The sequence below is a fragment of the Streptomyces sp. YS-3 genome (assembly GCF_045257485.1).
Taxonomy (GTDB): domain Bacteria; phylum Actinomycetota; class Actinomycetes; order Streptomycetales; family Streptomycetaceae; genus Streptomyces.
This window is the reverse complement of sequence record NZ_JBJHPC010000540.1, coordinates 1-4890: the sequence shown is the minus strand read 5'-3', so window position 1 is coordinate 4890 and position 4890 is coordinate 1. Positions and strand designations below refer to the sequence as shown.

Genomic DNA, 4890 nt, shown 5'->3' with positions numbered 1-4890 from the left:
CCTTGACTTCCCCCACCSGCGATATATCGTGTCTCTCAGCAGACGCGATATGTTGCGTATGACCGCGCCCAGGGAGGGCAGAGCCATGGCCGAGTCGACGTGGACCGTTTCCGAGCCGCGCACACTCACCTTCGACGCTCCGGTGACCGCGCTCAACGTGCGGATCGTCAACGGGACCGTGAACGTCGTGGGGACCGAGGAAGGTTCCGCGCGCCTGGAGGTGGCGGCCCTCGACGGGCCGCCGCTGGTCGTCACCCAGGACGGCCCGAACCTCACCGTCGCCTACGAGGACCTGCCCTGGAAGGGCTTTCTGAAGTGGTTCGACCGCAAGGGCTGGCGGCGCAGCGCGGTCGTCTCGCTCACGGTGCCGGCGGGCTGCGGGGTCGAGGTGGGCGTGGTCGGCGCGGGCGCGGTGGTCTCCGGGATCCGGGGACGCACCGACGTACGCGGCGTCACCGGTGACACCACGCTGGTCGGCCTCTCCGGCCAGGTCCGCGCGGAGACCGTGTCCGGGAACGTGGAGGCGCAGGCCGTCACCGGCGACCTCCGCTTCCAGTCGGTCTCCGGCGATCTGACGGTGATCGAGGGCGCGGCCACGTCCGTGAAGGCGGAGTCGGTCAGCGGTGACATGGTGCTGGACCTGGACCCGTCGGGGAAGCCCGCCGACGTCCGGCTGACCACGGTGTCCGGCGAGATCGCCATCCGGCTGGAGCACCCGGCCGCCGACGCCAGGGTCGAGGCGAACACCACCAGCGGCGCGGTCTCCAACGCCTTCGACGACCTGCGGGTCACCGGGCAGTGGGGCGCGAAGAAGATCACCGGGACGCTCGGCGCGGGCACCGGCACCCTGCGGGCCACCACCGTCTCGGGCTCGATCGCGCTGCTGCGCCGCCCCGAACCGCACGACACGGCGGGCCCGGCCGCCCCGACCACCGGGAAGGTGCTCTGACATGCCCCCCGTCTTCGCCCACGGCAGGCTCCGCCTGTACCTCCTCAAGCTGCTCGACGAGGCCCCGCGCCACGGGTACGAGGTGATCCGCCTGCTGGAGGAGCGCTTCCAGGGCCTGTACGCGCCAAGCGCCGGCACCGTCTACCCGCGGCTGGCCAAGCTGGAGGCGGAAGGGCTGGTCACCCACACCACCGAGGGTGGCCGCAAGGTGTACTCGATCACCGACGCGGGCCGCGCCGAGCTCGCGGGCCGCAGCGGCGAGCTGGCCGACCTGGAGCTGGAGATCCGCGAGTCGGTCTCCGAGCTCGCCGCCGAGATCCGCGCGGACGTCCGGGGCGCGGCGGGCGACCTGCGCGACGACGTGCGCCGCCAGGCGCGCGAGACGCGGACGTCCGGTACGGCGGAGAGCGAGTCCTGGCAGCAGACCAAGGAGGAGTTCAAGCGGGCCAAGCAGGAGTGGAAGGAGCAGGCGCGCCGCGCGAAGGACGAGTCGCGCCGCGCCCGCGAGGACGCCCAGCAGGCGCGCCGCCAGGCCAGGGAGGCCCAGGAGAGGGCGCGTGAGCAGATGCAGCGGGTGGCGGAGCAGGTGCAGGACCACTTCGCGCGCGGCGACTGGCCGACGGGCGTACGGGAGGGTCTGGCCGAGATCACCAAGGAGCTCGGCCGCTTCACCCGCCCCCAGCCGAAGGAGCCCGCCGGCGCCCGGACCGCCGACCCCGTGACGGAGCCCGCGCCCCCCGCCTGGGCCGACGACCCGGCGACCGGCGACCCGGCCCGCGACCTCGACCGCCTCCTGGACCGCTTCCGCGACGACATCCGGGACGCGGCCCGCGACCACGGCGTCACCGAGCACCAACTCCGCGAGAGCCGCCGCCACTTGTCGACGGCGGCGGCCCACATCGGGGCCATCCTGCGGGACGGCACGCGGTAGGCGGCGCGGACCCGGGCCGTGGCCGGCCGGCGGCGGTCAGGCGCGGGGGGCGACCGTGACGGTCACCGCCGACCCCGCCGCCGCCCGCACGTCGAGGCCGCGCACCCGCGCCGGGCCCGTCACCGAGATCCGCCACCGCCGCGCCTCCGTCGGCAGCGAGAGCCGGGTGGCGCCCCCGTCGGCCACGTATCCCAGGCGGTACGTCCGCGTCGCCGGGTCGTACGTCTGGGTGCGCACCCGTCCCGCGACCGCGCGGGCGTACGGCGTGGCCATGAGCTTCTTGTTGCCCCGCAGCCCGCCCCGCTCGTCGGCCGCGCAGTAGCCGCCGCCGTAGCACCACACATAGCCCGCCCACCCCGAGGTGTAGCGGGCCAGCGAGGCCAGCGCGTCCGTGTAGAAGCGGCCCATGTGGGGCAGTTCGCCGTTGAGCGGCCCCCACTCGCCGACCACCACCGGCACCCGGTACTTCTTCGGGTACGTGGTCACGGCGGCCTCGTACGCCTCGATCCACCCCGCCGACGGGTCGTAGTCCGCGCCCGCCTCCATCGCGGTGTTGTAGAAGTGCGGCGCGTACACCACCTTGGCGTCCTTGATCCTTCCCAGGCCGGTCGGCACGCCCTCCCCCACCGCCGGGGTGGGCTCCACGAAGAGCCAGTGCCGCCGGTCCGCCGCGCGCACCGCCCGCGCCAGGCGGTTGTACATCGGGGTGAGCTGCTCGGCCTCGATCCGGCGGGCCGCCGTCGGCGGGTCCTCACCCGGCCGGAACTCGCCCATCGGCTCGTTGATCAGGTCGTAGCCGAGGACCGCGGGGTGGTGGGCGAACCGCCCGGCGAGCACCCGCCACATCCCAGCCTGCGCCCGCCGCAGGTCCTCGTCCCCGTACAGATGGGTGAAGGCCCGCTGCACGGCGGGTTCGTAGTACTCGGAGAACCAGTCGTCCGGGTGCGGGGTGAAGGGCAGCCCGTCCGTCCGGGTCGCCCACTCGGGGATGCCGCGGTGCCCGAACGCGGGGCCGAAGACGTCCTGGTGGGCGTCGATGACGACCCGGACGTCATAGCGGTGCGCCCAGTCCAGTACCCGTCCGATCGTACGGAGGTACGCCTGGCTGTACTGCCCCCGCACCGGTTCCAGATCGTCCCAGAAGACCAGCAGCCGGGCGAGGCCGAAGCCGTGGGCGCGCAGATCGCGGAAGGTCCGCTCGGTGATCGCGGAGAGCGCCTGATCGCCCCGGTGCGTCTTGTCCTCCACGTTCCAGCCGCGCAGGGTGAGCGTGCGCCCCCGCTCGTCGGTGAGGCGGGGGACGGCGGACGTGTCACGGGCGTGGGCGGCGGGGGCCGCGGTCGCCCCGGCCACGAGGACCGCGCAACACCCCACGGCCGCGAGGGACTTGCTCGTACGCATGGAACACCTCCGGCATGTCGTCGGTGAACATGCCGGAGATCAGATCAGGGATTCTGACGAACCATCAAGAGGTCGTCAGCACGATCTTCCCGAAGAGGTCACCCGAGGCGATCTTCTCGAAGCCCTCGCGCGCCCGGTCGAGCGGCAGCACCTCGTCGATGACCGGCCGCACCCCGGTGGCCGCGCAGAACGCGAGCAGGTCCTCCAGCTCCTCCTTGGTGCCCATGGTCGAGCCGACCACCTTCAGCTCCAGGAAGAAGATCCGCGTCAGCTCGGCGTGCGCGGGACGATCGCCGCTGGTGGCGCCGGAGATGACCAGCGTGCCACCGGGCCTGAGCGACTTGACCGAGTGCGACCAGGTGGCGGCGCCGACGGTCTCGATCACCGCGTCCACCCGCTGCGGCAGCCGCGCGCCCGGCTCGTACGCCTCCAGGGCGCCCAGCTCTACGGCCCGCTTGCGCTTGGCCTCGTCCCGGCTGGTCGCGAAGACCCGCAGCCCGGCCGCCTTGCCGAGCACGATCGCGGCGGTCGCGACGCCGCCGCCCGCGCCCTGCACGAGGACGGAGTCGCCGGGCCGGACGCCCGCGTTGGTGAAGAGCATCCGGTACGCGGTGAGCCAGGCGGTCGGCAGACAGGCGGCCTCCGCGAAGCTGAGCTCCTTGGGCTTGGGCAGGACGTTCCAGGTCGGCACGGCGACCCGCTCGGCGAAGGTGCCCTGGTACTTCTCGGTGAGGATGGAGCGGCCCTCGGCGGGGCCCACGCCGTGGCCGGTCTGGCCGATGACGGAGTGCAGGACGACCTCGTTGCCGTCGCGGTCGACGCCGGCGGCGTCGCAGCCCAGGATCATCGGCAGCTTGTCCTCACCGAGGCCGACCCCGCGCAGCGACCACAGGTCGTGGTGGTTGAGCGAGGCCGCCCGGACGTCGATGAGGGACCAGCCCGGACGTACCTCGGGGGCGGGGCGCTCCCCCAACTCCAGACCGGAGAGCGGCTGGTCACGGTCGATGCGTGCGGCATAGGCGGCGAACATGGCCCCGACGATAGGGGCGCCCGCGCCCCGCCCGGAACCGCCACCGGGTGTGACACGCCGCACCTTGCACGCCTGCGGGCCGTGGTGGGGTGCCTGCGGCCCTGGGTGCGCGTCTGTGTGCGGGTCGTAGGTGGCTGGTCGCGCAGTTCCCCGCGCCCCCTGGGTGGGTGCCTGTCCGCAGGTCGTGGGTGGCTGGTCGCGCAGTTCCCCGCGCCCCCTGGGTGGGTGCCTGTCCGCGGGCCGTGGTGGGTTGCTCGCGCAGTTCCCCGCGCCCCTTAGGTAGGTGCCTGTCCGCGGGCCGTGGTGGGTTGCTCGCGCAGTTCCCCGCGCCCCTAGGCGGGTGCCTGTCCGCGGGCCGTCGTGGGCTGGTCGCGCAGTTCCCCGCGCCCCTGGGGCGTGGGTTGCTCGCGCCGTTCCCCGCGCCCCTGGCGGGGGCTCCGTCGCCGGGGCGGTTGCCTCGGGCGTGGGCTTTTAGGGGCGCGGGGAACTGCGCGACCAGCCACCCACGGTCCGCGGACGCACGCCGACCGGCAGGGCCGGGGCCGGAGGCGGGGCCGGCGGTGCTGCCGCGGGTTGCAC

General features: G+C 73.9%; 4 protein-coding genes. 2 read left to right on the top strand and 2 right to left on the bottom strand.

Translation table 11 applies throughout. The features are described 5' to 3' along the window. Positions 1-85: 85 nt before the first annotated feature. Together ACJA3G_RS30145 and ACJA3G_RS30140 are read left to right on the top strand one after the other, a co-directional pair. Complete coding sequence (locus ACJA3G_RS30145) at positions 86-949, top strand: DUF4097 family beta strand repeat-containing protein (RefSeq protein WP_406556211.1); 864 nt, start codon at positions 86-88, stop codon at positions 947-949. 1 nt (position 950) lies between these two features. Then, the gene (locus ACJA3G_RS30140) at positions 951-1880 is read left to right on the top strand and encodes a helix-turn-helix transcriptional regulator (RefSeq protein ID WP_406556210.1); all 930 of its coding nucleotides are present in this window, start codon (positions 951-953) and stop codon (positions 1878-1880) included. 36 nt (positions 1881-1916) lie between these two features. Here ACJA3G_RS30140 and ACJA3G_RS30135 read toward each other — a convergent pair whose 3' ends face one another. After that, a complete protein-coding gene (locus ACJA3G_RS30135; protein ID WP_406556209.1) occupies positions 1917-3281 on the bottom strand; it encodes a cellulase family glycosylhydrolase in 1365 nt (454 codons plus the stop codon). Between the two features lie 64 nt (positions 3282-3345). Beyond that, entirely contained in the window at positions 3346-4311 is a 966-nt protein-coding gene (locus ACJA3G_RS30130) for a zinc-binding dehydrogenase (protein ID WP_406556208.1), read from the bottom strand. Between the last annotated feature and the right edge of the window lie 579 nt (positions 4312-4890).